The organism is Gemmatimonadota bacterium, assembly GCA_026702745.1.
In the GTDB taxonomy this organism is placed as follows: Bacteria; JAAXHH01; JAAXHH01; order JAAXHH01; family JAAXHH01; genus JAAXHH01.
This window is the reverse complement of record JAPPBT010000021.1, coordinates 19,391-45,298: the sequence shown is the minus strand read 5'-3', so window position 1 is coordinate 45,298 and position 25,908 is coordinate 19,391. Positions and strand designations below refer to the sequence as shown.

Here is a 25,908-nt window from a genome sequence, read left to right as displayed (position 1 = left end):
TTTCGACTATCATCAGCGGGGCGTGGTGGCTGTGTACGGAACGCAGGACGGCCTGGAAGAAGGGGAGGAGGAACGGAGCCTCCTCTCCTCCTACGGACTGGAGATCGACACACTTACTCCGGACGGACTGGCCGAGGTACTATCAGGGCTGGAACTGAATGCGTTGGGCGGTCTGCACTTCAGGCAGGATGCCCACTTGACGCCAGCCAAGTTTGTGCGGTCGTTGGCGGACTACACAGAACGGCAAGGCGTGACGGTGCTTACCGGAGCGGAAGTACAGGGCTTCACGAAAGAAAACGGACGTATCTCGGTTACCCACACGACCCGGGGGGATATCGCGGCGGGAGAGGTGGTGCTCACGGCGGGTTCCTGGTCCGCCGCGCTCGGCAGTCTCGCTGGTGTTCTGCTGCCCATTCAGCCGGCCAAGGGGTACAGCGTTACCCTGCGACGGCCTGCTGGCTGGCCGGAAATGCCCTTCATGCTGTCGGAATCCCGCGTGGCCGTCACGCCCATGGGCGACACGCTCCGAATCGGGGGCACCCTGGAGCTGGCCGGCATGGACCAGACCATTAACCAGCGGCGCGTTGCCGCCATTCTGAATGCCATTCCCTGGTATCTGCCGGATTTCGATATCGGTTCTTATGAGATCCTGGAGACCTGGTGCGGGTTGCGTCCCTGCACGCCCGACGGCCTGCCCTTTCTGGGCCGGGTCCCGGACTTCAGCAACCTGGTTGTGGCGGCCGGCCACGCCATGATCGGGGTATCCCTCGGTCCGGTGACAGGGAAGCTGGTCCGCCGGCTCATAGCCGGTGAGCGGACCGACAGCGACCTCGACTTCGATATAGACCTGGATCTCCTCGCGGTGGACCGGTTCGCCGACTAGGTGCGCCGCCGGAGTGCGCCGCCTGAGCGCGCCGGCGAAGTGCACCGCCGGAGTGCGCCGATCTAGTACGCTGTCTAAGAACGCCGACGAAGTACGCTAATCAACTACGCCGCCCAGGTGAATATGTGCGATACAAAGCCCGCAAGCACCTCGTCCGCCCATCCTTTTACGGCCAGGCCCCATGCGACGCTTGTGCGGCTTTCCTTCCCCGTGTTGCTGTCACTCATCGCGGAACCGCTTACCGGGCTCGTGGACACCGCCTTCATCAAGCGGCTCGGCGCGGAATCCCTGGCCGCCCTCGGGGTCGGCGCCGTGTCGCTTTCCGGCCTCTTCTGGGTTTTCAACTTCCTCGGGATCAGTACCCAGACCGAAGTAGCCCAGGCCGAGGGAGACAACGACCGGTCCCGGTCCGTTTCCATGAGCAGCCTGGGCATCATCATGAGCATGGTCTTCGGGCTGCTGATCATCGTCCTCGGCGTTCCGCTTACTTCGCACCTGGCCACGCTGCTCGGTGCGTCGGGAGTGATCCACGATGGGGCCGTGGACTACATCTTCTGGCGCTGGCTCGGCGCCCCCGCCATTCTGATCACACTGACGGCCTGCGGCGCCTTGCGGGGACTCCAGGATATGCGCTCGCCGCTCTGGATCGCCCTCGGCATCAACGGCATCAACATCGTGCTCGACCCGATACTCATTTTCGGCGCGGGCCCCGTGCCCGCCCTGGGTATTGCCGGCGCGGCGGTGGCCAGCGTCGTCGCGTACTGGATCGGCGCGGTCTGGTCGATCTGGATCGTCAGGCGAAAGCTGGGCTGGTCCTTCCAGGTAAATCTCGGCGCGGTCCGCCGGCTGATGCGCGTCGGCGCCGATCTCTTCATACGCACCGGCGTACTGAACCTGTTTCTCCTCCTGACGACCCGCGAGGCCACGCACGGTGGGGCCGACATCGGGGCCGCCCACCAGGCGATCAGGCAGGTCTGGATGTTCGGCACCTTTGTGCTGGACGCCCTGGCCGTCACGGGCCAGAGCCTGGTGGCCTACTTCCTCGGCGGCGATCAGATCAGAAGCGCCCGGAAAGTGGCGCGCATCGTGTGTCACTGGAGCGTGTGGTCGGGTGGCCTGCTGGGTCTCGTCCTGTGGCTGGGGAGCGGAGTCATCATCGATCTGCTCGTACCCGCGACCGCGGTAGCCTACTTTCATTCGGCCTGGATCATCGCTGTCGTCGTACAGCCGGTGAACGCTCTGGCCTTCGCCACAGACGGACTGCACTGGGGCTCGGGAGACTACCGGTACCTGAGGAACGCCGTGGTCCTCGCCACCGGCACGGGTGCGGCCGGGCTGCTCGCCGGTCCCCATGCCCTGGACTGGATCTGGTTGATGACCGGGGTCTGGATCGGCGTCAGGGCGACCCTGGGCGTGGTGCGGATATGGCCGGGTGTGGGGAACAGTCCGTTCAGGGTGATGGAGTGAGGGGGTGGGAACACAAACGGGAGGGGCACGTGGCGACTTGGAAGGGTTACAACAACAATGTATCAGTACGGAGTAGTTGACCAACCGCCTCGTTGGCCGATGCCGGCTTGGTAGCTAGATGCATAGTCATTGGCAGAAATTCATGGGGCATTGGCCAGCAGTTTGCCAAGACGACGGTTCTTGTCTACACTAGCCTGAAAGTGGGCCATTACAGAGGCTCGGAGTTTTTCCCGGTCGTGGTTTTCAATGTATTCCTGCATGGCGTCTTCCAGAACCGCTTGAAAATGGCGACCTTCCTTGCGTGCTATCCCACGCACAGCAGCCAGCAACTCCGGCAAAGCCTGGCTGGAGAACTTCTCTCGTTGCGTACTCATCAGGTATCCTCCCTTCTCGTGTCCTTCGTATTTAAAGAACCGGTGGGATTGATGCGTCAAGAACTATCTTGATGAATATGTCTAATTCTGTGACTGTACCTCGTTCTAAATCAGGCGTCGAACTTAAGCTGATAGCAGTCTCGGCGGAACCGGTGGCTCATCCCCACGGAAACGCCAGCGTCGGCCGATTCACATATCGTTCCATGGCGATCTCGAGCCGCGCGCCGGAACCGGGCGAGAGCCGGATTTTGAGACAGTCGCCGGACACTTCCACGGTACGGCCGCCCTCTTCCGCTGCCGCACTATCCACCGAAACCGATTTCAACACGTGCTCCCGATAGGCGCCGCCCTGCATGACGACTTCGGCGGGGTCCACCGGGTTCAGGTTGACCAGGGTTACCGCCGAGTTCGTTTCGCCGACCGTGTCGACCAGCGCCGCAACGTCTTCCGGCAGCCCGGGCCTGCGCCTTCCCGGATCGAAATACCGGAACATGCAGTGCACCGCCTGGGCGCGCTTCGGGGCAGGACCGCCCATGGTCAACTGAAACAGCGCGTTCGGCGTCGCGGGGTTGAAACCGTTGGTATTGTCGGACAGGCGGGTGTCCGGCGTCAAGGGGTCGTTGCGTATCGACTCAACCTTCTGCCGGACCGACGCAAGGTCGGCCTGCAATGCCTCTTCCGGATAGGCAGGATGCTCGCCGGACACGAAACGCACCCACGCATCATCGGCGCAGCGCGCCCGCGCCGCATCCGACATCGACCAGTACCAGGTCTCCATCGCACCGACGCCGTAGGGTCCGGGGGTAAAGTTGTACCAGCCGTCGTCCCCGTACTTGTTGGGGTACACCATCCGGCCGTCCTCTTCCCGGCCGTTCTCGTTGATCCGGTCGATCATCTCGATCCAGGGCGCCGCGTAGGACCGGTCCCCGGTCAGCAGCAGCGCGTGGCTGAAGCCCGACAGGCCCAGGTGGATCGTGTCGCGGTGTACAGTCCGGCCGTCCTGTGGGGCGACGGTCGTGAATCCCCAACCGTAGCAACCGCCGTACCACTTTCCGTCACAGGCGCCGCCGATGGAGCCGTCCAGGCCGATATTGGTGGGGATGATGCCGCCGTTGGCGCGGGTGCGCTCGACCCAGGCGTCCACGTATTCCAGGATCCAGTCCCGGTACTTGTCCTCGCCCGTCAGCGCAAAGGCGTTGAAGGCGAGTCCCGTGGCCAGCATGTTGGAGGGATGGTCGCCGACCACGTCGGTGTAGTCCTTGAAATGGCCCAGCATCTCCTGGTAGTTGCGCTCACCGTGGGCCAGGACGAAACGGCCCTCCTCTATGGGATCGCCCGTCCAGTCCAGGGCCGTGGCCTTGCGGAGCATGGGGCCGCGGCTCCCGTTGAACAGGCTGCGGATGATCCGGTGCTCCGGGTCGTAGTTCCGCGCTTCGGGATCCTCGTCCATGTAGAACCCGGACCACAGGCGCACCCGGCGTTCGAATTCCTCGGAGTCAGGGTCGCAGAAGCCCAGGTCCCCGAAGACCGACATACTCTCGCCGTTGTGCAGCCAGTCGAACATTACCGGGAACTCCTTGTAGTACATCCCGTCCCGGCAGAAGGGCACGTCGACCGTCTTCGCCTCGGTGTACTGCTTGATATGGCCGTCCTGCGCCAGGTTGCTCAGGGCGAGCAACTGTTCCGGGCCACCCATCATGTACAGCAGGGGCCAACCGGTCAGGTTCTCGATGGCGTCGTCGGGGCCGTCGTCGCCGCCCCAACGCGGCACGCAGCGCATGTATCCCTGCTCGTCGAAGTAACGGCTGTAGAAGTACTCGCAGGCCCGGGCCTGCGCCTTCATGGACTCCTTCTGCAGGAGTGCCCAGGCCGGTGGTGGCATCGGGGTGGTGATGGCAAGGGAGGTCATCGGCTTAACAGTCTTTCTGTTTTCTGTGGACTCGTGGATTGGGAAACTCAACCGGACTTCGGCCCATAAGAACCGTATCACATTTGACCCAGGTTGCAGCAATTCGTCGATTGCGAGTCGTGGTTATCAACCAAGTACTTGAATGGGGCCAGGGTATTTCCCCAGCGTTGCGTCTGTGGTTAACAGGGTCATCCTTTCAATTTGAGCCTGTGCAACCAGGATGCGGTCGAATGGATCCCTGTGTATCATTGGAAGCAGGTCTACGCATAACGCGTGTGCGCCCGTTATGGACAGTTCACTGTAGCCATGATCCAATAAACTCCGCCGCAGTAAATGGGGATCCACACTGAAGTCCTCCCGCTTCAGACCGTTCTTTATGGTGACTTCCCAGAGCGAAGCCGCACTAAACACCAGATCATTCGCTGGATTGCTAATCATGGCTTTTGCTTCGGCAGGTAAACGATCCGAAACGCTCGAGGTCCATAACAGAATCTGGGTATCCAGGAGAATAGTCACTGCTCGCCCTCAAAAAGCTTCTTGATTTCCGCTGAACCCATGTGGTCAAAGTCATCGGGTACGGAAAACTGGCCATCCAGAAACCCTATCCGATGTTCTACGCCTTTACCTGGATCCGGTGCGTCGACGGATATGACCTTTACTACGGGTTTTCCTGCCCGTGCGATGATAAATGGTTCACCGTTCGCAGCGTCCCGGACGAGCCTCGACAGGTGCGTTTTGGCCTCGTGCATGTTCACTGTTCGCATGGTCGTGTTCCTCGGTTTCATATTCAGACTAAGTTTATATGACTTAGTTTACTGTTTTATCTGGTTAAGTCAAGACCTTCATTACCATTTGGCATTTACCTTGGACAGTCCGCTCTCGCTGTGACAGTCACACGACTTTATGTGGCCTGATGGCTCGCAGCGCTGAAGCTGCCGTACGTTTCGCCTGTGCCAGTTCGTATTGAACCTGCAGGTTCATCCAACTCTGCGCGTCCGTATTGAAGTACTTGGCGAGTCGCAATGCGGTTTCAGCAGAAATCCCCCGGCGGCCACGAACGATCTCGTTTATCCTGGCTGGCGTTACACCGACGGCCTTTGCCAACGCGTTCGAAGACAGTCCAAAAGGTTCCATGAAGTCGAATTTCAATACTTCACCGGGATGCACAGGATTCATTCGTGTCATGGAAGGTATTCCCTTTCAGTGGTAATCAACAATCTCCACTTCACAAGCGTTACCTCTACCGCTAGATATATCGAATATCGATAAACGACAAGTAGTTTGCGCTTTAATTCAGATGTAACCTGGGTCAAGCAGTTGATTACGGTGTCCGCGACAGACCACAAGAACAGACAACAAGAGCAAGATATACCGAGTTGCCGGCGGTGGCCGGTCCTGCACTCGCCACAACGTCACGCCGCCTTGGCCTGCCGCATCCAGAAACTGCCGTGCACCAGCGATTCCTCGTACGTCAAAGCCTGGCCGATTCGCTTCTTATCGCGGAGTCGCAGATCGGTACCGAGTCCGACACCCGGAGCCTCCTGGGAAGCCATGGAAGCAAAGCGGCGGATCACCCACAGCGCTATATCGGCCGACGGAGGTCCGGTATGGACGGGGTGCTCCATCAGGTGGGATTTGATGAGCGCGCCCCAATGTTCCGCCAGCAGATGCCGTGCGCCGAATATCTCCACGGCCGTAATCCACCGACCCTGGGATACGGCGATGCCGCATTGCCCCGGCAACGGTCCGAGCTCACTGAGTTCCCGGGCCGCCGCGGCCCGTGCCTTGTCGCGACGATAGATCTGCCGATGGCTTTCCGTCGCGGCCGAGGTGCTGGATTGTGCCTGATGGGATTGCAGTTCATCCGCGATCTCGGACCAGACCCTCCCCTGGTCGCTCTCGTGGGTCTGCTCCCGTTGTATCGAGTCGTACACGCCCTCCTGGATCACCCTGCGAATCCGCGGCGAGGCATTCACCACATCGCGCTCGTACGACTGGGCCTGTCCCCATCGCCCTTGCTCCAGACACGATACGGGCATGGTTCGTTCAGCCCGTGCCGGAACCAGCACGGAGGCGTTTACGGCGCGGTTCTGCTTGCCTCCCAGGAAGTGCTCGCCGTCGACGATCAGAATCGGCGTGTCGGTCGGGTTGACGGCCAGCAGGGATCCTACTTCCGCGTTTTCAAGCTCCCTGACAACGATCCCGGAGGAGGTTCCGGTCCTGATCTCCGGAGGATCGTTTGACGGAAGGTAGACGGGAAAGAACGAAACGCCCAGTCTGGTAATGGGTGCGCCGATCGCCGCGGTCGAGAGGTGCTAAATCATCGAGGTGCCTCCTGCGGTGTGCCTTCTGTAATAGGCCTTCTGAAATGGTCCTATCGATACTCCTGCGATCCAGTTTCCTGGATGGTGGTTGGCTGGCCTCAGGTACCCGTGCCATCCAACGTGTGGAATTTAGTCCATGATACATAAATGTTCGGCAGTCTACAATAAAATCCAATAGAGGCCTACAGGCCGCACAGGGGCCACCGCGATTCATCATACGGGATGGCGCAGGTGAGGATTCCAGCGCCATTAGGCCTTGACACCGCACATCGGGGCGTGGATAATCTCCGCACTGATCCACTGCCTGAATGTCGCTTTTCCACCCTGTCTCCATTTCCTGATGTTCCCCCGAAAGGATCCGGCATGCGCAAGAGCAAGGTCCTGTCCAAGCTTAGCTCCTCCGGCTTCGTCCGGATGGCCGGTCTCGGCCATTATCTGCCGTTCTACATACGCTATGCCGCCCAATTCAAATACGACGGCCTCTGGTTCGACCTGGAACACCGCGCCATGGATGCCCGGGAGGTCCAGTCCATCCTGGCCATGTGCAAGCAGCACGACATCGACTGCATGGTGCGTCCGCCCACCCTGGAAAGGACCCGCCTGTACCGTTACCTGGAAGACGGCGCCACGGGCTTCATGATCCCGTTCATGTCCACGGCGGACGTCGCGCGCCAAGTCGTCGATTGTACGAAGTTCCCGCCCCTGGGCAACCGGGGCATCGACGGCGCTGGCCTCGACGGCGATTTCGGGATCGAGGTGTGGAAAGAGGGTTCGACTTATTTCGAGGACGCCAACCGGGAGACCTTCATCGTCGGCCAGATCGAGACCGTGGAGGGCCTGCGCAACGTGGACGCCATCGCGGCCGTGGAAGGCATCGACGTGGTTTTCATCGGTCCCGCCGACCTGACGCACCGCCTGGAGACCGATCCCAACGTCAACTGGACGCTGGACGATGCCATTTCCCGAGTGTCGGACGCGGCCGAGCGTCACGGCAAGGCCTGGGGCATCACGGCGGGCAGCCCCGAACTTGTCGCCCACTACCGCGGCCTCGGGGCGAGTCTCGTGCCCTGGGGCGGCGATTTCAGCCTGATGGGCGTGCTCGAGCAATGCAGTAAAGACCTGGACGCGATCCCGGGCGCCTGATTTGGCTTATCATTGGACGCAGGTAACCGCCCGCGCCTCCTTCGCGCCCCGTGACGGGGCCGGCGCGTTGGTTTTCGACGACGCCATGTGGCTGATCGACGGTTGGAATCCGCGCGACAAGCGCCATTACCCCAGGGTCTGCAGCAATGATGTCTGGCGGTCCACCGACGGGCGGGACTGGTCGCTGGTGAAGCCCAACACCTACCTGGACAGTGCCTTCGATACGAAGCGGGACTGGGCGGGCAGTCACATGGCCTCGGACGTGTGGAAGCTGGAACGGGTATGACGACACAGATGCCGGTGTCCTTCCTGTCACCGGAAGAGAAGTGGCATTTCGAGCTGCAGGGCTACCTGCTGCTGACCGGCGTTGTTCCGGACGCCGACCTGTCCGAGATGCGTCCGGTCTTGGAAGGCTGGTTGAACGCGGACGAGAAGGAACTTCCCGCGCCACTCAAGCGGGGGCGCCAGGAGCCGAACAAGACCCATATCGGCCATATCCACTACGGCCACGAGGTGTTCCAGCGGCTCAACATGAACCCGGAGATCATCCGCGTGGTGGCCGGGTTGACCTGGGGTTGTCCCCGCCTTATGCACTGCGTATTCACCCACATGGTCAAGGGCCCGGAAGAACTGCACTTTCACCGGGATGACGACGGGGTCAAGGTCACCCACGGATTCCGCAATCCCAACAACGATTTCCAGGTGGCGGACGGCGAGATCTACTGCAGCCACCTGGCCACGTGGGTCGCCCTGGCGGACGTGCCGCCCGGTACGGGATTCTGCCTGGTGCCGGGCAGTCACAAGACCACGGTGCCGGAACCGGAAGGACTACCTGTCGAGCACGATCCTCCCACGTCTATCACGATCCCCATGAAGGCGGGGGACGTCATCATCTTCTCTACCCGCCTGCTTCACAACGCCAGTCCGTGGACCCAGGACTATCCCCGCCTGAACATCTTCCAGCGGTACGTTTTCAGCTGGTTCTTCGACCTGCCCCACCTGTATCCGCTGGAAGAGCACCGCGAGAAACTGTCGGACGATATGTACGAACTGGAGAAAATGACCCGCGACGAGAAGCAGGTCGTCAAGCGGGTACGGGACATGCTGGCCGGCGCGTAGAAGCGGCACCTGCTACGCCTCGTGCACGGCCGCCCCTCCGGTTCTTCTACACCTCGTGAACGATCGTATCGATGCGATGCGCCTCGATGTAATCCCGGTCGATTTCAGCGCCCAGACCCGGGCCCTGGGGGACAGGAACGCATCCGTGTTCATCGATGTTCTCCAGCTCATCGGTGAATTCGGGCGCGTAGACGGGCGGCTTGTTCTTCGTGATACCGGGATGCACGAGCCCCAGTTCGTAGTAGTTGCTGTTCCGGACGGATGCCATGATATGGCGGTGGGCGAGGCCGCCGCCGTGAAGTTCCATGTCCAGCCCGAGTCCCTCGGCCGCGTGGGCGATCTTCATCACGCCGGTGATGCCGCCGTCCTCGTAGACCCCGGACCGCACGAAGTCCGTTCCCCCGTTCACGACGAAATCGACGTGCTGCTCCAGGCCGAAGATGTGCTCGGTCTGCAGGATCGGCGTGGTGATGTGTTCCCGCAGCTTCTTGTGGCCGAAAATGGACACGCCGCCGTCCTTGTAAGGATCCTCCAGCCAGAAGAACCCGGCTTCATCGCAGGCCCGGCCCACCTTGAGCGCGTCCGCCCAGGTATTGTATTCACAGGCGGGATCGATCATGAGGTCCATGCCGTCTCCCACGCGCTTTCCCGTGACTTTCACGTTGGCGACCTCTCGCTCGATGGGGGCGTTGCCCCAGCCATGGATCTTGAAGGCGCGGTATCCCAGGTCCCGGCACTGTTCGGCGAAGTCCGCGAAGGCCTCGGGCGTGTGCAGCCCGTCGTTTTCGTCGCCGTGGTACGTGCTCGCGTAAGCCGGCAGGGCGGTCCGGTAACCGCCCAGCAACTGGTAGACCGGCGCGTTGTAGTACTTCCCGGCGAAGTCCCACAACGCCACGTCCACCGCGCCGATCTGGGTACGGTCGGTATGCCGCAGGCCACGCTTCAGATCGTTGTAGATCTTCTCCCGTTCGAAGGGATTGCGGCCCAGCAGGTACTTGACCGCCGGTCCCGACGGCGAGGGACCGCCCAGGTATTCGCCGACGATCCCCAGGTTGGTGTGTATCCGCAACAGGCCGCCGCCGAGTTTGCGCGTGGCGCCTTTCTCGTACACCAGGTTGAATCCGTTGTAGTCCACGCCCATGTTTTCGACGGTGTACTGGAATACAACGGTTTCAATTTTGATAATTTCCGGGGTCATGGCCGGCAACCTCCCTCGTGATAGGTTAGTGGGTCGGAAAAAGGTTTCGGTTCTGGTTTCATCGGGCCGAATTCCGATTTCGTCCTTCTTTTCATCCGGTCTCTGCTCATCCGGTGCATTTTTTGGTCAGGTCCAGTCTCCCATCCTTCTTTAATACGAAACGTACTATCGTTTTCACCGGGCCATCCCGTTTTTACGGTTTCCGCGCCATCCGCTCCTTTTCACTTCCTCCTTCATTCCCTTTTCCCCTCATTCCGTCCGGTCTGGGTTTTCTCATCTCCTGAGTCCTGTTCGACTTAACTTTGAACGTATCAATATATAATAAAATAAAACAGATAATATTAGTACTAATCGAACTACACTTATTCGCAGTATCGAGATATATAGAAATTCATGAAAAGCGCCGTCGTTTTCGTACTCACTGCACTTTCTTTATGTCCCGGATGGTCCCGTAGGGCACCCCGGTGATCCCCACCATCTCTTCGGCGCGGCGCTCCGTCTCCACCACCTCGTCTTTCACGTCGTCCGGATAGTACACCTGTCCGGCCCGTACGGTAAGATGCGGGGTGATCATGCTGGGCCCGATTTCCTGCCGGCCGTGGGCATCGGTAAAGGTATAACGACCTTCTTCCAGGTCGAAAACGGCGATGTCGGCGACGCTTCCCTCCTTCAGCGTGCCGATATCATCCGATCGGTTCAGTACTCCCGCGGGATTTGATGTCGTCTGGCGGACGATCTCCTCGAAATCCAGCCCCATGTTCAGCAGTTTGGATGCCGTTTCAGGAAGACTGTACACCGGCGATCTCAGGCTGTAGACGTGCAGGTCGGTACTGATCACGTCGGACAGGAAACCCAGTTCGACCGCCCTTTTGGCGATGCCGTAATGAAAACTCCCGGCGCCGTGTCCAAGGTCGAAGAACACGCCGCGTTCTCTGGCTTCGTATACCTCGGGAATCACCCGGTCGTCGTCGCCGAGGATATGATCTCCCTTGCCCTGGTAGCAGTGAGTCACCACATCGCCCGGACGAAGCAGTTCCAGGATATCCGGCAGGGCGACGCCCTTGTCGATGTGTACCATTACCCGGGTGTCCGCCATCTCGGCGGCTTCGACGGCCCTCCGGAGCGGCTCCACGCCGTGGCTTCCCACCTGGAAAGCCCCCTGCCGGACCTTGACGCCGACACAGTGCCGCGGCCACATCGAAATGACCCGGGCCGTACGCTCGGGATCGGCGTTTTTGATGTCCTCCATCTCGCCGCGCATGGAATTCAGGAGCCCGATGCTACTGATATGGACGAAGGTGAGCACTTCGGTCCGGGAGGGTTCGACGATGAACTCGAGAAAGCCGCGCAGGTTGGTCCATCCCGGACTTCCGGCGTCCACGATGGTGGTTACGCCAGTGGCCAGGCAGAGAGCGTCGGCCTTGATGCCGAAGGTCGTGGCGCCGGCGTATACGTGGGCGTGCAGATCGATCCAGCCGGGCGTAAGGTACTTGCCCGATACGTCGATGGTCGTATCTGCGCCGGCCTCGAGATGATCGGAAACCGCGGCGATTTTGCCGTCTCTGATGCCTACGTCGCCTTTTTCGTTCTTCTGTTGGGACGGATCGATGATCGTCGCCCCTGTCAGCACCAGGTCGAAAGCCATGAAAATCCTCCGATTTCAGTTTCAACAGGACGCTACGGTCCCCGATACCGTTCAGCGCCCAAGTCATTGACATTTGCAAAGTATAATCATATCGTTTTGTCCCATCAATGGACTTAACCGGACCTAACCTGGTCCCGCCACTTCGAGGATGCATGTCATGGCGAGCGGTCTGACGGACCACCAGATCAATCAGTATCTTGAAGACGGCTTCCTGCCGATTGAAAGGCTGTTCGACCCCACTTCGCTCGATCCCTTGATCGCGGAATTGAACGAGGTCGTCGATACCTGGGCGGAGCGGTTCCACGCGGAAGGGAGGCTTTCGGAACGGTTTGCGGACGAGCCCTTCGAACGGAGACTATACCGGATCCATGAGGCCATGGATGGCCAGTGCGGGGAATTGCACGAGGCCGTCCTGGGAAAGCGTAAGACCGCGGGCATGTTTCATGTCATGACCCTGCCCGAGATCCTGGACGTGGTCGAATCCCTCATCGGCCCGGAGATCCTCGTCCATCCCCAGTTCAACTCCCGGGCCAAGCTTCCGGACAGGACGTCGGTCGTGAACTGGCACCAGGACATCGGGTTCCTGGAACCGGACGTGATACAGACTTTCATGGTCAATTTCTGGCTGCCGCTGGTGGATACGGACGAACGCAACGGCTGCCTGGAGGTCATCCGCGGCAGTCACCGCAGTGAACGGCTGCCCTTCGAGGACTCACCGGAGAATATCGTACCAGGCGCCTTGCCCGCCGGCGAGCGGGTATCCTGTCCCATTCCCCAGGGCGGCGTGCTCCTCTTGCAGCACACCACGGTGCACCGATCCGCGCCGAATTTCTCGGATCACATACGATGGAGCCTTGATATCCGGTACAGCGACTGGCGAAAGCCCACGGGAAGGGACCAGGTTCCGGGCTTTATCGCCCGTAGCCGGTCGCATCCGGAGAAGGTCGCCACCGGACACGGGGCATGGCAGCGGTTGTTCGAACGGGTATAAAGGTCCATGGACAACAGTAGCACAAACCTCCAGTCCGGCGTTCGATACGAGGCGGACGAAAGACCGCCGTTTCTCCTGGCCATCGGACTCGGTCTCCAGTTCGCCCTGCTTACCGTGGGAAGCGTGTTCCTGAAAGTGGCCATCGTGAGCCGTGCCGGAGGCGCCGGCGAGGACTATCTTGCATGGGCGGTATTCGCCGCCGCGGTGATCACCGGAACGACCACGATCATCCAGGTCTTGCGCGTCGGACGCGTCGGAGCGGGCTATGTGCTTCTGATGGGCACGTCGGGCAGTTTCATCGCGATCAGCATTTCGGCGCTGCTGGAGGGCGGTCCCGCGCTGATGGCAACCCTCATCATCGTCGCGTCGCTCTTCCAGTTCCTGCTTTCCGCCCGCCTTTCCTTGCTTCGCCGGGTCCTGACGCCGGTCGTCACCGGTACGGTTATCATGCTGATCCCGGTCTCGATCACGCCCGTCGTCTTCAGGATGATGGGCGATGTTCCCGAAGGATTCCCGGAATCGTCCGCACCCGTCACGGTACTCGCGACCCTGTTGGTGACCATATTCATCGCATTGAAGGCCAAGTCGTCGCTGAGGCTGTGGGCGCCGGTGATCGGCATGGTCACGGGATCCATCGTCGGCGGATACTATGGCCTTTACGATACGGAGCGCGTGCTCGCCGCGCCCTGGCTCGGATTGCCGGACGGCCACTGGCCGGGTATCGATCTCTCCTTCGGTACGGCCTTCTGGGCGCTACTGCCCGCTTTCCTGTTCGTAACGCTGGTGGACGCCGTGGATACGATCGGTGACTCGGTCGCGATCCAGCGCATATCGTGGCGCCGGTCCCGGGCCGTGGACTATCGGGCGGTGCAGGGCGCCCTGGCCGCGGACGGTACGGGTAATTTCCTTTCCGGCCTGCTGGGCACCATACCCAATACCACCTACTCCTCGAGCATCGCGGTGACGGAACTGACCGGTGTGGCCTCCCGCATGGTCGGGGTGGTCGTGGGGGTGATCTACATCCTCGTCGCGTTTGTGCCGAAGGTCCCGGCGGTGGTCCTCGCCATTCCGAATCCGGTCGTCGGCAGTTTCCTGCTCGTGCTGCTGGCCATCCTCTTCCTCATCGGCATGAAGCTGGTCGTGCAGGACGGGATCGACTACCGAAAGGGGCTGGTCGTCGGGGTGGGCTTCTGGATCGGCGTGGGTTTCCAGAACGACGCGATTTATCCCGCGCTGGTGGCCGACTTCGCGGGCGGTTTCCTGCGGAACGGGATGACTTCAGGCGGACTTGCGGCGATCCTGATGACGCTGTTTCTGGAACTGGCCGCTCCCCGACGGTACCGGATGGAGACCGCCCTCGGTACCGCCGCGCTGCCGAAGATTCGGGCTTTTCTCGAGGCATTCGCCACCCGGCAGGGCTGGGACAAGGGGACGGCGGACCGGCTCGTGGCCGCCAGCGAGGAAACGCTGTTGACGCTGAGTCCACGGGAAAGCGAGACCGGCCAGCGCCGACGGCTGCTCCTGGTCGTACGCCGTGAGGACGACCGGGCGATCCTGGAACTCGTCGCGGCAACCGGCGAAGGCAACCTCCAGGACCGGATCGAGTTGCTCGGTGACGCGCGAGCCGTGGAAACACCGGAAGAAATGGAGGTTTCGCTGCGCCTCCTGAGGCATTTCGCTACTTCGGTCCGCCACCAGCAATACCACGATACGGATATCATCACACTCCAGGTCGATGTCCGGCAACCGTATTCCGCCGCATCACGTCAATAGCAGATTTATTGGCACGCCCTGTGATTCCCCGGATATTGCGCCTTTGGAATGCCTTGACTCGCTGGCACGTACCTTTATTTTGCTAATCCTGTGCGTAATTCCAGTGCACGTGAGCATTCCCATTCCTCGGTCGGCAGACCGATCCAAGTCCCTGCTACAAGGTGTAGCACTGAATCTGAACAGGACCCTGCATGACCACGGATGTTTCAGCCCGCCAGTCAAGCGTACGCTATGAAGCAGACGAACGTCCACCGCTTCTCCTGACCATCGGCCTCGGACTCCAGATCGCCCTGCTTACGATTGGTGGCGTGGTCCTGACCGTGGCCATCGTGAGCCGGGCCGGGGGCGCAAGCGAGTCCTTCCTGACCTGGGGGGTGTTCGCCGCGGCGGCGATCAGCGGCACGACCACGATCATTCAGGCCATTCGAGTCGGCCGCATCGGCGCGGGCTACGTACTGATGATGGGAACGTCGGGCAGCTTTATCGCGGTCTGCATCGGGGCGCTCGCGCAAGGCGGTCCCGCGCTGATGGCGACGCTCATCATCATCTCCTCGCTTTTTCAGTTCCTGCTGTCTGCCCGCCTTTCCCTGCTTCGAAGGATACTGACGCCCGCGGTCTCAGGGACGGTCATCATGCTGATTTCGGTCACCGTGATGCCCATCGCGTTCAACATGCTGAACAGGGTGCCTGAAGGCATGCCGTCCTCGTCCGCGGCAGTCACGGCCGTGGCCACCGTACTGGTCACCCTCGGCATCGCATTGAAGGCGAGGTCTTCGCTGCGCCTCTGGGCGCCCGTGATCGGCGTCGCAGCGGGGTCCATCGTGGGTGGATATTTCGGTTTGTACGATGCCGAACGGGTAGCCGCCGCTTCCTGGCTGGGTCTACCGGACGGGAGTTGGCCGGGCATCGATATCTCTTTCGGTCCCGCCTTCTGGGCGCTGCTGCCCGCCTTCATGTTCGTAACGCTGGTCGGCGCCGTGGAGACCATCGGCGATTCGGTTGCGATACAGCGCGTTTCCTGGCGCAGGCCGCGGGCGGTGGATTACCGTGCCGTGCAAGGCGCCGTGGCCGCGGACGGTCTGGGCAACCTGCTGTCCGGTCTCATGGGCACGGTGCCCAATACGACCTATTCCTCGAGTATCGCGGTGACCGAGTTGACCGGCGTGGCTTCCCGCATGGTCGGGGTGGTCGTGGGGCTGGCCTTCATCCTGGTCGCGTTTATCCCGAAGTTCCTGGCGGTCGTCCTCGCCATTCCGGACCCCGTTGCCGGCGGTTTTCTGATCGTTCTGCTTTCCATGCTGTTCGTCATCGGCATGAAGCTGGTGCTGCAGGATGGGATCGACTACCGGAAGGGGCTGGTCGTGGGCGTAGGATTCTGGATCGGCGTCGGTTTTCAGAATGACGCGATCTTCCCGGCGCTGGTCTCCGATTTCGCAGGCGGCCTCCTGCAGAACGGCATGACGGCCGGCGGACTGGCCGCCATACTCATGACGCTTTTCCTGGAGATCACATCTCCCCGTCGTCACCGGATGGAGTCGGATTTCGATCCTGCGGCGCTGCCGAAGATCCGTGAGTTTCTTGAAGGATTTGCCAGCCGCCAGGGCTGGGACAAGGGGACGGCGGACCGGCTCATGGCCGCGAGCGAAGAAACACTGTTGGCGCTGATTCCGCGGGACGGTGAGCAAAGCCAGCCCCGGCGGCTGCTCCTGGTCGCGCACCGTGAGGGCGAAAGCGCGGTCCTCGAACTGGTCGCGGCGACCGGCGAGGGGAACCTGCAGGACAGGATCGAGCTGCTTGGGGACGAAAGAGCCGTGGAGACGCCGGAGGAATTGGAAATATCACTCCGTCTCTTAAGGCACTACGCTTCGTCGGTGCACCACCAGCAATACCACGATACCGATATTGTCACCCTTCAGGTGGACGTGCGGCCGCCGATGGCCGGCGCATCGTAAGCCGAAGCGCCGCTTCCACTAGGCGGACCGGGCGACATCCGGTGCCGCCCTCGCCCCTGCCCCCGCCACGATCACCTCGGGCTCAGTGGACTTGAACGGACTGTCTTTCGAAGATCGGCAGTGTGTGGAAGCGTAGTGGTACTGGAGCGCCCTTCGGCGGCGGTCGGACGTATTCGGCGGCGTGTAGTGGTAGGTCTCGCCATGGAACACGAGGGCGTCCCCTGACTTCATGACACAGGCCACCGCGTCATCCGCCGTGGGGGCCGAGGACAACCCGTAATCGTCCGCCACACCCCCGTGGTCTCCGATCCCCGCGCGGTGCGACCCCGGAATGACGTGCATGCATCCGTTCGCCACGTCGGCGTCGTCCAGCGCGATCCAGAATCCGAATACATCGTTGGGTTCCAGGCGGAAGTAGGCGTTGTCCTGGTGCCAGACCTTCTGGCCTCCGAACCGGGGCGGCTTCATCAGCAGCATGCTCTGAAACAGGGATACGTCAGGTCCGATCAGTTCGACGGCGATCCCTGCCATCTTGGGATGGAGGGCCAGGGCGTGGAACAGCTCGCTGTGGCGGGTCATCCGGAACAACTTCCTCACGCCCAGCTCCGTGGATTCGGGCGTTACGGCACCACGGCGTACGGCCGGCTCGATCTGCACCAGTTCCTCCGGAACGTCCGGGTAACGGTCCACGATCGCCGTGATCTCGCGACGGATGGTATCGACTTCGTCCTCGGACAGGAATGCCTCCGCGATGAAGTAGCCGTCCCGGTCAAAGGCCGTTTTCTGTGCTGCTGACAACCGCGTCTCGGTGGTCATGTTTCAGTCCTTCCAGTTGAAGACGACACCCATCATGTTCTTTTCACGCCTGAATATCATCTCGTAGGCTTCGTTTATCTGAGTGTAGTGCATCCGGTGGGTAATCAGGCGCTTCGGTTCCAGCTTGCCCTCGCGCATCAGGTCCAGCGTGAAGCGGCACATGGCGGACCATTCCCTCCGGTCGCCCCGTTCGGGCGGGAACAGGTAGCCGGCCCGCCCATTGATCGCGATCAGGGAGATCCCCTTGGCATAGAACCATTCCATGTCCAGGGGATTGAAATCGAGCGGCGGTTCGCCCCGGCCCGGCAGGGCCACGATGCCGACCCGCCCGTTGTCGCGCACGATCTGGCAGGATGTCCGCAACGCTGGCCATGGATTGGCCGTGAGTATGACCAGGTCGACGCCATCGCCGTGGGTGAATTCGTCCAGTTTATCGGCGAGATCGGGATCGTCGTGCATGAAGGTCGCGTCCGCCCCCATGCGTGCGGCCATTTCCATGCGCACCGGGCTGTTCGCGATACCGATCGTCCGCGCACCGAGGCAGGGGCCGAGTCCCACGGCGCCGAGTCCTAAGACGCCCAGTCCCACGACCGCCACGTTCTCGCCGGGCTGGAACTGCGACTTGTAGTAGCACAGGGCGCTGAGCGTGTACAGGTGGCCGTATACCGCGTCCTCGTCATGCACGCCGGCGGGGACCTTCACGAACATTTCATCGTCCTTCGCGATGAACTCGGACTGGTGGGGGTACCGGGAGATGACCCGGTCACCCACGGCGAAATCCTCGACGGCGGCTCCCACGCCGCGGATCACGCCCAGGTTGCTGTCGCCGACCCAGCGCGGAAAATCCGGTGCTCCGGGCACCTGCTCCGCGCCTTCGTAGTTACCACGGTCCGTCCCGATCTTGAGCGCCGATATGACGGTCTCTACCCACAGGTCGTGGGGCCCGAGATTATCCGTGTCCAGGGCATGGTCTTCCATGCGCAAGTCTCTGGGGCCGTAAAGCATTGCAATTTTCATGGAGTCCGCTCCGTTCAGGCCGACAGGGCAGTAAGGCAGCGGTCGTAGACCTCGAATCGCTCACCTTCCGTCTCCTCGGGGTCCACCAGCTTGAGCCACATGGCGCTCCCGGGCTTTGCCGAGCTGTAGGTCCGGTGGCTGCCGATCACCGAGGGGTCCACGCCGTGCCAGGCGACTTCGCCTTCCTGCATGTAGATGAATTCGCCCCGGTACCGGTCCACGATGTCCTTCTGGTGATCCTGGTAGAACAGGCCTTGCTCGCACGCCGTGCGCCGCAGCCGGTGCAACAGTTCGGGCGCTTCGTCGATATCCGAGTCGAAGTGCGCCACCGGAGCCTGCACGTCGGATTCGAAATCGATTTCGTCCAGGTCTATGGTGCCGAATCCCCGCTGAGCGGCCACCAGGAGGTGGTTTCTGTCCCTGCGAAACGGCGGTGTCGGCCAGTCCGACGCGGGATCGTGCCCCATCAGGTGGGCGCCGCAGGCGTCCGTGGCCGTGATCTGGTCGCCGGCGATCAAGACGTCGCCCACTCGGCCTTCGCCACCCCATTCCCGTCCCTTCTGCCCTACGAGCCCGTCGATGATGTTCAGGCAGGGATTCGTGATCATGGCCAGGTCGGGGAGGACGTAGGACAGCCGGATGGCGTGATGAAAATACGTACGGACCCGTCCCCCGGGCGGAACGATAGGCGGAAGCCCGAAGAGGTTTTTCATGCACAGCGTGATGCCCATGAAGGAGTGATTCTTCATCTTCGCCACGGAAATCACTTCGTCCGCGTCCTCGAACACGCCGCTCAGGATGTACCGGTCGAACATGTTCCCGCCGCCCGGCACCTCGTACACCGCCCAGGGCGGCCGGTTCGAATCGTCGTACTTGACGTCGAATTCGCTTAGGTGGTGGACGTAATTGAACTCGTCCGGCGTAAGTTTGTCCTTTGCGTAGGGATTGGTGTCCGTGGCGTAGATCTCCGCATCGGTATGCTCGCGGAGCAATTGCAGCACCGCCCTGCAAACCGCGTCGTCCACCAATTCCTGCCGGCGGCCCTCGAACCGGACGACGTTGTCCATGGGTTTCATCATGTTGAACTTGATGACGATCTTCTGGGCTTTCTCGATGCGCGCCCACGAATCAGCAAGCGGTTCTGTGATGCGCTTAAGTGTTTCGTAAACGCCTTCGTAGGGTGTCCGATGGTCGCATGACGCCGCGCGAACGGTGTGTGGCTTCTCCGGCATTTAAGGGTCTCCAAATGTTGCTGTATGCAAGGGGATACAGGTCAAGTTGCAATATACATCCACCGGAATCGGCGACAAGGGTAAAGGGCCGGTGGGGCCCGGTCGATCCCGAGTGCGGCCAGATCCAGCCCGGCGCGGCCGGTCGGTGTACTGTGCGGCCAGAGCCGGCCCGGTACGGCCCGGTACGGCCTGGTTGTTCCCAGTCATGGCATCGCCGAAGGCACTCAAATTGAAAGGCGAGGGCATTTAGGGTTGTATATTAAAAGTCGATGCGGCATATTGAAGACCCCTTTGTCCTGTGATTCCCCCTCGGGGAAACCGAATCGCCATCGGGAACGCGGTGCGCCCGCGGAAGATGGACCGGTCCAGCCTGGCTCGGCCTGGCTCGGCCGGACCCGGCCATGCTGATCGGCCGCCGCGGCCAACTGGAAGGTGAACACGGAATTGAATGCGCTTCGCAAATTCGTACAGTTGGTGGACGGGCTGAACGAACGTGTGGGCTCGGTCGTTTCCTGGTTTACGACCCTGCTCGTCCTGACCGTCTGTATCGACGTGTTCACCCGGTATTTCCTTCGCAGCAGCAGCGTGGCGGTGCAGGAACTGGAGTGGCACTTCTTCGCGGTGATCTTCCTGCTCGCTTCGGCGTGGGCCCTTAAACACAACAAACACGTCCGCGTGGACGTGCTGTATATGAACTTCAAGCCCCGGAACCAGGCCCTGGTCAATCTCATCGGCAGCCTGCTGTTTCTGCTTCCCTTCGCGGTGATCGCGATCTGGAGCTCCCAGAATTTCGTCCTGAATTCCTTCCGGATCGGCGAGGTTTCGCCGGACCCGGGCGGTCTGCCCGCCCGCTACATCCTGAAGGCCATGATCCCCCTCGGGTTCTCGCTCATACTCCTGCAGGGACTGGCCCTGGCGGCACGCTCCCTGGACCGGTTCATCCACGGTGGAGAAGATCCCATGGGCGAGCAGGACGAGTCGCCCCCGATAGGGCTTTCGGCCCGGGAGGAGGACGCGGTTTGACCGAAGCGATGCCCCTCATCCTTTTCCTGGTCCTCTTCCTGGTGCTCCTGATGGGGTACCCGGTCGCCTTCACCCTGGGCGGCGTGTCCGTACTCCTCGGACTGATGACCTTCGGCGCGGATTTCTTCAACCTGCTGCCCCTGCGCATCTGGGGCGTCATGACGAATTACGTCCTGCTCGCCGTGCCCCTGTTCGTCTACATGGGCGTCATGCTGGAGAAATCGGGCCTGGCCGAGGACATGCTGGAGACCATGGCCCTGCTTTTCGGCCGGCTGCGGGGCGGACTTGCGGTGGCGGTGGTGATCGTGGGTGCCCTGCTGGGCGCTTCCACCGGCATCGTGGGCGCGACGGTCGTGACCATGGGCCTGCTCAGCCTGCCCACCATGCTCAGGCGGGGCTACAGCCCCCAGGTGGCCACGGGCACAATCGCCGCGTCGGGGACGCTCGGTCAGATTATCCCGCCCAGCGTGGTGCTCGTGCTGCTCGGGAGCATCCTGAACGTGTCGGTGGGCGACATGTTCATCGGCGCCGTTATCCCGGGTGCGATTCTTGTGGGCATGTACCTGGTCTGGATCTCCATTGTCGCCATGTTCAAACCCACCGAAGCCCCGGCCATGCCCGCCGAGGAACTGGCCGCGTTCCGGGAAAGCGGCATGTTCCGGAAGATCATCCGGGCCTTTCTGCTTCCCCTGGGCCTGATGACCGTCGTGCTGGGCTCCATCTTCGCGGGCATCACCTCGCCGACGGAAGCGGCGGCAGTAGGCGCGTTGGGCGCGACCCTGCTCACCGTGTTCCAGGGCAAGTTCTCCTACGAGACGTTGAAGGAGGTCATGAAGGAATGCACGCACATCACGTGCATGGTCTTCTTCGTACTGGTGGGCGCCGAGGCCTTCGGTCTGGTGTTCCGGGGCATGAAGGGCGACGCGTACATGACCAGCCTGATCATGGACGCCAACCTGAGTACCTACGCCTTCCTGGCCCTGGTCCTCGTCATGATCTTCATCGCCGGCTTCTTCATTGATTTCATTCAGATCACCTACATCATCGTACCGGTCGTCACACCCATCTTCATCGCCTTCGGGGTCGACCTGCTGTGGCTCGGTATCCTGATCGCGGTGAACCTGCAGACTTCCTTCCTCACGCCGCCCTTCGGGTTCTCCCTGTTCTATCTGAAAGGCGTGGCGCCGCCCGAAGTGCAGACCCGGCATATTTACAAGGGTATACTGCCCTTTATCGTGATCCAGCTCATCTGCCTGAGCTTGCTGGTCTACACCCCGCTCCTTGCCACGTGGCTGCCGAGTCTGCGCTAGACCCCGGACCTGCGCCACGCCGAGGCGACTCGGGTCGGTCCCGGCTTCAGGCATTTCTATTCTCAGTAACCGATCGCGCAACCGTCTTTCCGGGGTTCCGACGCGCCGTGAAGCATGCCGGATTCCGGGTCGATGCGAATCGCCTGGTAGCCGCCGTACCCGTGGGCAGAACGAGATACCCGGTGGCCCATCTCCTCTAAGCGCCTGAAGACGCCTTCTTCGATGCCTTCTTCCACATTGACCCGGCCCCCTTCGGCCTCCATGGGGGCGCCCGTGGGTTCGGCCGAACCGAAGTGCTGGAACCGCGGCGCGTCGCCCGCCTCCTGTACGTCCATGCCGAAATCGATCATGCTGCAGAGGACCTGGACGTGGCCCTGCGGCTGCATGGCGCCGCCCATAAGGCCGAAGGTGAGCCAGGGCTTCCCGTCCCGGGTCACCATGGCGGGGATGATGGTGTGAAAGGGCCGCTTGTGAGGCGCCAGGGCGTTGCGGTGCATGGGATCCAGCGAGAAGAGCTGCCCCCGGTTCTGGATCGGAAAGCCCGTGCGCTCCGGCACGATGCCCGATCCGAATCCCCGGAAGATGCTCTGGATGAACGAAACGGCGTTGCGGTCCTCGTCGACGACGGTCATGTAGGCCGTGTCCCCGTGCTGCAGGACGGGATCGCCGGCCGGCACGTCGACCGCCGCCCTGCGGGGATCGATACGTGCGCGCTGCCGTTCGGCGTAGTCCTTTGACAGCAGCGCTTCCACGGGTACGTCGACGAAGGCGGGATCGGCGTAGAACACGGCGCGGTCGGCGTAGGCGAGTTTCTTGGCCTCGATCTGCAGGTGCAGCGTTTCGGCCGACAGGCAACCCGATGCGGCCATGTCGTAGCCTTCCAGGATATTCAGCATCTGCAGGGCGGCGATGCCCTGTCCGCTCGGAGGCAGTTCCCAGACCGCGTGGCCCCGGTAGTCGACGCTGACGGGATCGTCCCAGGTCGATAAGTGGTCCCGGAAATCCTCGGGGCTGAACAGTCCGCCGACTTCCCGGGAACAGGCCACGACGGCCTCGGCGATCTCGCCTTTGTAAAATGCGTCGCGTCCGCCCTTGGCCAGGATGCGGTAGGATCGGGCCAAGTCCGTGTTACGAAACACCGCGCCGGGTTCGGGTGCCTGTCCACCGGGCAGGTAGACGCGGGTTGACTCGGGCCACGGCTTCAGCAGCGGTATGGATCCCGCCCAGTCTCGCGCAATGATGTCCGAAACGGGGAAGCCGTTCTCCGCGTACGAGATGGCAGGTTCCAGCACCTGTGCCAGGGACAGGTTGCCGAAACGATCGAGGAGACGGGACCAGCCATCGACGCAACCCGGCACGGACCAGTTCAGCGGGCCGGTATCCGGCACGTAGGCGTGTCCCAGCCCGGAGTAATGGTCGATCGTCGCCGCATAGGGCGCTCTTCCGCTCGCGTTGAGACCGGTCAGCTCGCCGCTATCGGCCTCCCAGACAATGGCGAACAGGTCGCCGCCGATGCCGCAGGACATGGGTTCCACCACGCCGAGTACCGCGTTGACGGCGATGGCGGCGTCAATGGCGTTGCCACCGGATCTGAGGATATCGATGCCGGCCTGTGCGGCCAGCGGCTGGCTCGTGGCCACCATGCCCCGGGGCGCCATGACGACTGAGCGCCGCGAACCGCGGTAGGTGTGGGGATCGTATCGCATGGTCTGCGTTTTTCTCCGTTCGGATGGTGATCAGCGAAAGAACGTCTCGGCATCGTGCCGGGGCAGGTAGCCGATTTCTTCCTTTGGCGTCTGTATGTCGAAAATGTTGTACGTGTTGTCCGAAATGACGAAATAGTGCCGCGCTGGCGGCAGCTTGCCGGCGAGATGGGCGGTGTATGCAGCGTGGACCATGGCCGCCGCGTCCTGCTGGTGGCACCAGACGGCGAAATAGCCGCGCTCCTCCGTGATGGGCGTGTTGCGGGGGTTCACGCCACCCCAGCGTGTTGCCACCGCACCGCAGCCCCGGCCGGCCGCCCGTTCCACCCAGGCCTCGACATAGGCCTTTTCGTGGCCGTATTCATTGATCGGGCAGGCGGGCAGGTGTGCGGAGATCGGCTCAGGCCATTCCTGGATCGAATCGAACCTCCGTTCCGCGATCAACGCGTACGCGCCTGATTCGAAAAAGCGATAGGTGTCGTCCACCGCGTGCACGGAACTCGAAGCCACGATCATCGGTCGGTGGTCAGGACTGCCCGGACCGTCCGCACCGCCCAGATCCAGCACCGATTCGAACACCAGGTCCGTCATCGCGTTCATGGCGGTGAGATCGCCCTGCCGTGCCAGGTAGACCACGAGATCGAACCCGGGGAGCATGGCCCGGAATCGATCCGGTTCTTCGACGATGTTCAAATCGACGAACCGGCCCTGGGCACGGCCCTCGGCCCGATCGGGCGCACCGGGCAGGTCGATGGAACAGAAGCGGTATCTCCCGTCCATCCCCGGCAGGTACGTCCTGAGTCCGGATCCGATCGTTCCCCTGCCCCCGATGAGCAGCGTATTAAACGCCATGGGGCTTCCCTTCAGTAGGCTTCCAGATAGAGTGATTTGATTTCTTCGGCCGTGGGCACGCGCGGATTGTTCTGCGGACTCCCCGAAGCGAGAGCGTCGTCGGCCATCTTGTCCAACGCGCCGGTCAGGGCTTCCTTTGAGATACCGCAGTCTCTCAGTCCGGGAATTTCGACGGTGTCGTTCAGATTCTCCAGGCCATCGATGAGCAGATCACAGGCGGTAGACGTATCGTCCTCTTCCCCCGCCCAACCGAGCTTCCGGGCCAGTTCCGCGTACCGCTCAGGCGCCGCCGGCACGCTGAACCGGGTGACCGCCGGCAGCAGCACGGAATTGCTGAGGCCGTGGGGCAGATGGAAGACCGCGCCGAGGGGCCTGCTCATGCCGTGCACTAGACAGACTGAGCTATTTGCGAAGGCCATGCCGCCCAGCGAGGCGGCTTCCATCATGCCTTCACGGGCCGCGTGGTCTCCGGGATGTTTCCAGGCCCGCACCAGGTGCCGGCCCACGAGTTCGACGCACGCAAGGGCGAGGGCGTCCGTTATCGTGCCGTTCTTACGCGATACATAGGCTTCTATGCCGTGGGTCAGCGTGTCCACGCCGACGTTGGCCGTCAGCGGACGGGGCATGGACAGGGTCAGCGTGTAGTCGACGAAGGCCGCCGCAGGCAGCAGATGAGCGTCCAGGATCATCATCTTCACGTTGCGCCGCGTATCCGTGATGACCGTCACCCGGGTCATTTCGCTGCCCGTCCCGGCCGTCGTGGGAACGGCGTACAGCGGCACACCGGGCCGGGGTATCCGGTGATAGCCTGCGTATGCGGACAGGGGCCCGTCATTGGCGGCCATGACCGCGATGGCTTTCCCCGCGTCGATGCTGCTGCCTCCGCCGACCGCAATGACGCCGTCACAGCCGTTTTCGGTGAACTGGGCGAGCCCTTCCTCGACGTTCACGTCCGTGGGCTCGGGGGTCACGTCACCGTAGACACAGGCTTCAATGCCGGCCTGGCGGCACCGGTCCACCATGCGGGCGGGCAGGCCCTGTTCGACGAGATAGGGATCGGAGACGATCAACAGGTTTTTCAGTCCGGCGCGCACGGCCTGGGGGGCCGCTTCGTCGAATGCGTCCGCTCCACTAAAGATGATGGAAGGGATATTGATCTGCACGGGACCGTTCACCG

At 61.9% G+C, this 25,908-nt stretch carries 24 protein-coding genes; 10 read left to right on the top strand and 14 right to left on the bottom strand.

What is annotated here, in order from left to right:
• Positions 1 to 883 (top strand): FAD-dependent oxidoreductase (locus tag OXH56_04215; protein MCY3554509.1); only part of this gene is annotated, 883 nt, incomplete at its 5' end.
• Between the two features lie 123 nt (positions 884 to 1,006).
• The gene (locus OXH56_04210; GenBank protein ID MCY3554508.1) at positions 1,007 to 2,350 is read left to right on the top strand and encodes an MATE family efflux transporter; all 1,344 of its coding nucleotides are present in this window, start codon (positions 1,007 to 1,009) and stop codon (positions 2,348 to 2,350) included.
• A 140-nt stretch (positions 2,351 to 2,490) separates the two neighbouring features.
• Here OXH56_04210 and OXH56_04205 read toward each other — a convergent pair whose 3' ends face one another.
• The 6 genes from OXH56_04205 to OXH56_04180 form a co-directional block, all read right to left on the bottom strand.
• The gene (locus OXH56_04205) at positions 2,491 to 2,724 is read right to left on the bottom strand and encodes a hypothetical protein (protein MCY3554507.1); all 234 of its coding nucleotides are present in this window, start codon (positions 2,722 to 2,724) and stop codon (positions 2,491 to 2,493) included.
• 157 nt (positions 2,725 to 2,881) lie between these two features.
• A complete protein-coding gene (locus tag OXH56_04200) occupies positions 2,882 to 4,633 on the bottom strand; it encodes a hypothetical protein (GenBank protein MCY3554506.1) in 1,752 nt (583 codons plus the stop codon).
• A gap of 126 nt (positions 4,634 to 4,759) precedes the next feature.
• Positions 4,760 to 5,149 (bottom strand): type II toxin-antitoxin system VapC family toxin, encoded by a 390-nt coding sequence (locus tag OXH56_04195; protein ID MCY3554505.1) that lies wholly within the window; start codon positions 5,147 to 5,149, stop codon positions 4,760 to 4,762.
• Complete coding sequence (locus tag OXH56_04190) at positions 5,146 to 5,397, bottom strand: type II toxin-antitoxin system prevent-host-death family antitoxin (GenBank protein MCY3554504.1); 252 nt, start codon at positions 5,395 to 5,397, stop codon at positions 5,146 to 5,148. Before OXH56_04190 ends, OXH56_04195 begins: the two co-directional genes overlap by 4 nt.
• Positions 5,398 to 5,524: 127 nt before the next feature.
• Entirely contained in the window at positions 5,525 to 5,818 is a 294-nt protein-coding gene (locus OXH56_04185; GenBank protein MCY3554503.1) for a HigA family addiction module antitoxin, read from the bottom strand.
• A 227-nt stretch (positions 5,819 to 6,045) separates the two neighbouring features.
• On the bottom strand, positions 6,046 to 6,672 hold the full coding sequence (locus OXH56_04180; GenBank protein MCY3554502.1) for a hypothetical protein: 627 nt from the start codon (positions 6,670 to 6,672) through the stop codon (positions 6,046 to 6,048).
• Between the two features lie 648 nt (positions 6,673 to 7,320).
• On the opposite strand from OXH56_04180, the gene OXH56_04175 reads away from it, so the two are divergent.
• The 3 genes from OXH56_04175 to OXH56_04165 are packed head-to-tail and all read left to right on the top strand — an operon-like array spanning position 7,321 to position 9,219.
• On the top strand, positions 7,321 to 8,100 hold the full coding sequence (locus tag OXH56_04175) for an aldolase/citrate lyase family protein (protein MCY3554501.1): 780 nt from the start codon (positions 7,321 to 7,323) through the stop codon (positions 8,098 to 8,100).
• Position 8,101: 1 nt separating this feature from the next.
• Positions 8,102 to 8,386, top strand: a complete 285-nt coding sequence (locus OXH56_04170; GenBank protein ID MCY3554500.1) for a hypothetical protein — start codon at positions 8,102 to 8,104, stop codon at positions 8,384 to 8,386.
• Positions 8,383 to 9,219 carry a phytanoyl-CoA dioxygenase family protein gene (locus tag OXH56_04165; protein ID MCY3554499.1) on the top strand — a complete coding sequence of 279 codons (837 nt, stop codon included), beginning with the start codon at positions 8,383 to 8,385 and terminating at the stop codon, positions 9,217 to 9,219. Before OXH56_04170 ends, OXH56_04165 begins: the two co-directional genes overlap by 4 nt.
• Before the next feature lie 46 nt (positions 9,220 to 9,265).
• On the opposite strand, the gene OXH56_04160 is transcribed toward OXH56_04165, so the two are convergent.
• Positions 9,266 to 10,417 (bottom strand): mandelate racemase, encoded by a 1,152-nt coding sequence (locus tag OXH56_04160; protein MCY3554498.1) that lies wholly within the window; start codon positions 10,415 to 10,417, stop codon positions 9,266 to 9,268.
• A 418-nt stretch (positions 10,418 to 10,835) separates the two neighbouring features.
• A complete protein-coding gene (locus tag OXH56_04155) occupies positions 10,836 to 12,062 on the bottom strand; it encodes an amidohydrolase/deacetylase family metallohydrolase (protein ID MCY3554497.1) in 1,227 nt (408 codons plus the stop codon).
• A 157-nt stretch (positions 12,063 to 12,219) separates the two neighbouring features.
• On the opposite strand from OXH56_04155, the gene OXH56_04150 reads away from it, so the two are divergent.
• From OXH56_04150 to OXH56_04140, 3 genes are all read left to right on the top strand, one after another.
• Positions 12,220 to 13,053 (top strand): phytanoyl-CoA dioxygenase family protein, encoded by an 834-nt coding sequence (locus tag OXH56_04150; GenBank protein MCY3554496.1) that lies wholly within the window; start codon positions 12,220 to 12,222, stop codon positions 13,051 to 13,053.
• A 6-nt stretch (positions 13,054 to 13,059) separates the two neighbouring features.
• Complete coding sequence (locus tag OXH56_04145; protein ID MCY3554495.1) at positions 13,060 to 14,826, top strand: SulP family inorganic anion transporter; 1,767 nt, start codon at positions 13,060 to 13,062, stop codon at positions 14,824 to 14,826.
• Positions 14,827 to 15,017: 191 nt separating this feature from the next.
• Entirely contained in the window at positions 15,018 to 16,778 is a 1,761-nt protein-coding gene (locus tag OXH56_04140) for a hypothetical protein (GenBank protein MCY3554494.1), read from the top strand.
• An 18-nt stretch (positions 16,779 to 16,796) separates the two neighbouring features.
• Here the strand turns inward: OXH56_04140 and OXH56_04135 are convergent, their stop codons facing one another.
• The 3 genes from OXH56_04135 to OXH56_04125 are packed head-to-tail and all read right to left on the bottom strand — an operon-like array spanning position 16,797 to position 19,843.
• The gene (locus tag OXH56_04135; GenBank protein MCY3554493.1) at positions 16,797 to 17,594 is read right to left on the bottom strand and encodes a phytanoyl-CoA dioxygenase family protein; all 798 of its coding nucleotides are present in this window, start codon (positions 17,592 to 17,594) and stop codon (positions 16,797 to 16,799) included.
• A gap of 3 nt (positions 17,595 to 17,597) precedes the next feature.
• Positions 17,598 to 18,611: a zinc-binding dehydrogenase gene (locus tag OXH56_04130; GenBank protein MCY3554492.1), complete on the bottom strand. Its 1,014-nt coding sequence runs from the start codon at positions 18,609 to 18,611 to the stop codon at positions 17,598 to 17,600.
• 14 nt (positions 18,612 to 18,625) lie between these two features.
• Positions 18,626 to 19,843, bottom strand: coding sequence for a DUF362 domain-containing protein (locus OXH56_04125; protein MCY3554491.1), 1,218 nt, complete (start codon positions 19,841 to 19,843; stop codon positions 18,626 to 18,628).
• A 432-nt stretch (positions 19,844 to 20,275) separates the two neighbouring features.
• On the opposite strand from OXH56_04125, the gene OXH56_04120 reads away from it, so the two are divergent.
• Both OXH56_04120 and OXH56_04115 read left to right on the top strand, forming a co-directional pair.
• On the top strand, positions 20,276 to 20,866 hold the full coding sequence (locus OXH56_04120) for a TRAP transporter small permease subunit (protein MCY3554490.1): 591 nt from the start codon (positions 20,276 to 20,278) through the stop codon (positions 20,864 to 20,866).
• Positions 20,863 to 22,176: a TRAP transporter large permease subunit gene (locus tag OXH56_04115; protein ID MCY3554489.1), complete on the top strand. Its 1,314-nt coding sequence runs from the start codon at positions 20,863 to 20,865 to the stop codon at positions 22,174 to 22,176. The genes OXH56_04120 and OXH56_04115 overlap by 4 nt, the downstream gene beginning before the upstream one ends.
• Positions 22,177 to 22,238: 62 nt before the next feature.
• Here the strand turns inward: OXH56_04115 and ggt are convergent, their stop codons facing one another.
• From ggt to OXH56_04100, 3 genes are read right to left on the bottom strand one after another with little or no spacing between them, the layout of a single operon-like run.
• On the bottom strand, positions 22,239 to 23,882 hold the full coding sequence (gene ggt / locus OXH56_04110; protein ID MCY3554488.1) for a gamma-glutamyltransferase: 1,644 nt from the start codon (positions 23,880 to 23,882) through the stop codon (positions 22,239 to 22,241).
• A 30-nt stretch (positions 23,883 to 23,912) separates the two neighbouring features.
• Entirely contained in the window at positions 23,913 to 24,731 is an 819-nt protein-coding gene (locus tag OXH56_04105) for a hypothetical protein (protein MCY3554487.1), read from the bottom strand.
• A gap of 11 nt (positions 24,732 to 24,742) precedes the next feature.
• A complete protein-coding gene (locus OXH56_04100) occupies positions 24,743 to 25,906 on the bottom strand; it encodes an iron-containing alcohol dehydrogenase (protein MCY3554486.1) in 1,164 nt (387 codons plus the stop codon).
• Positions 25,907 to 25,908 lie beyond the last annotated feature (2 nt).